General features: G+C 40.1%; 2 protein-coding genes. Both read right to left on the reverse strand.

Annotated elements, in window-relative coordinates; all coding sequences use genetic code 11:
* Positions 1 to 28: 28 nt before the first annotated feature.
* A complete protein-coding gene (locus tag ACFIKH_RS08990) occupies positions 29 to 1,225 on the reverse strand; it encodes an RNA-guided endonuclease InsQ/TnpB family protein (protein WP_375671521.1) in 1,197 nt (398 codons plus the stop codon).
* Positions 1,222 to 1,845: an IS607 family transposase gene (locus ACFIKH_RS08995; RefSeq protein ID WP_375649680.1), complete on the reverse strand. Its 624-nt coding sequence runs from the start codon at positions 1,843 to 1,845 to the stop codon at positions 1,222 to 1,224. Before ACFIKH_RS08995 ends, ACFIKH_RS08990 begins: the two co-directional genes overlap by 4 nt.
* Positions 1,846 to 1,894: the final 49 nt, after the last annotated feature.

Consider the following 1,894-nt stretch of genomic DNA (forward strand, 5'->3'; position numbering starts at 1 on the left):
CCGTTCTATCAAACTTATGTAAATGTGATCATTTCTGATTAAATATACTGTTGATTTCCTGCTTCTTTGAGGCTGGTTTCACCAAAGTCACAGGACATTGGCCAGAGCCTTCCTCTCCACAGGCTGATACGGTGGAACTCACCGCCAAGTTTTTTAAATTAATCGCGGCATTAATGTCTCGATCATGGTGTGTACCACAATGAGAACATCTCCACTCACGTATGTTAGGAGGCAATTGTTCAATCTTACATCCGCAATGATGGCAGATCTTACTGCTCGCATACCAACGATCTGCAATAACAATCTGTCGACCATAACGTGCCACCTTATATTCCAATTGACGGCGAAACTCGAAAAAACTTTGATCTGCAAGGGCACGCGATAAATGCTTATTTTTCAGCAAGCCTTTTACATGAAGATCTTCCAGACAAAATGTACCAAAACGCTGAATTAAATCTGTTGTAACTTTATGCAAATGATCTGTTCTGATATTACTTATCCGTGCATGAAGCTTAGCGAGTTTTTGTTTCTCCTTATAACGATTGCTCGAGCCTTTTTGCTTACGACTTAGCCTTCGTGATAAGCGCCGTAAACGATTTAGCAAAGCCTTATAAGGTTTAACGCCTCCTATGGTTTCTCCTGTCGAAAGCGTTGCAAGTGCATTGATGCCCAAATCAAGACCAACAATAGCTTGGTTCTCGCTCAGTGACTCTTGATTATCTGTTTCAACGCTAAGACTTACAAACCACCGATCCGCTTTACGGCTAATGGTTGCTGACAAGATCTTTCCTTGAAATCGCAATTGTTCTCGCAGACGAACCCAACCAAGTTTGGGAATTCTTATCTTGAAACCTTGCAACTGTATTTGATCATTGGTCAAAGTAAAACGATCGTGCACTCCTTTCTTTCTAAAAGTGGGATATCGGCTTCTCCCTGAAAAGAAATTCTTAAAAGCCACACCCAATTGAATAATTGCCATTTGTGGAGCATTTTTAGTAACTTCCATCATCCATGGAAATTGTTCTCGTTTTAGAGAATTGAATTGTCTACGTAGCGCATAGTCATTAGGCTTTGGTAAATTATTATCTTTCTTCCATGCTTCATATTGCTGCTGCCATTCCTTCAGTGCCCAATTATAAGCAAAGCGCGCGCAACCACTGGCTCGAGCCATGTAGCTTCGTTGTTTATTGTTTAAGTCTAGAGCTATTTTGTGAGCAACAATCATTGCGATGCCTCTACAGCTTGACGAACATTTTCTAATAACTTTTGATTTTTTCTCGAACGACTTCCATAAAGACGAGCACTAAAGACAGTAATAATTTCTAAAATATCTTTGGCTAAATCCTCTTCAAAACTGCTTTCTTCCCCCTGATTGAGAATGACAACCTCAACTTGTTTGGCTTCACAAATGGCGAAGACCAATTCTGCACCAAAGCGCAATAAACGATCTTTATGCGTAATAACCAAACGACCAATTTCATTTTCAATGAGAGCATCCAATAAACGTTTAAGACCTTTTTTACGATAATTCATCCCTGACCCTAAATCAGAGATGAGTTCATAAGTCCAACCTTGGCTTGCGCAATAAAGCTCAAGAACCTGTTTTTGTCGCTCTAAATCGTCTTTTTGATCATGGCTCGATATACGCGCATAAGCAATGGTTTTTCTTTGTGATAGTTCTCTCGAATGAAAAAGCTCAGGCCTAAGCCTAGATAGGTCATAACGGCGGTGACCTCCTGCCGTATGCTCAGAAATAATTTTGCCTTCACCTTCCCAACGGCGCAAAGTGCTAATCGAAACACCCAAAACTTGAGCGGCCTTACCTATCCCAACAAATCTATCCATAATGTATATGATTACACAGATATAAATAGATTACAAGTAAGCTGTTAAA

Source organism: Bartonella sp. SD1336NMGDW (genome assembly GCF_042193565.1).
GTDB classification, from domain to species: domain Bacteria; phylum Pseudomonadota; class Alphaproteobacteria; order Rhizobiales; family Rhizobiaceae; genus Bartonella; species Bartonella grahamii.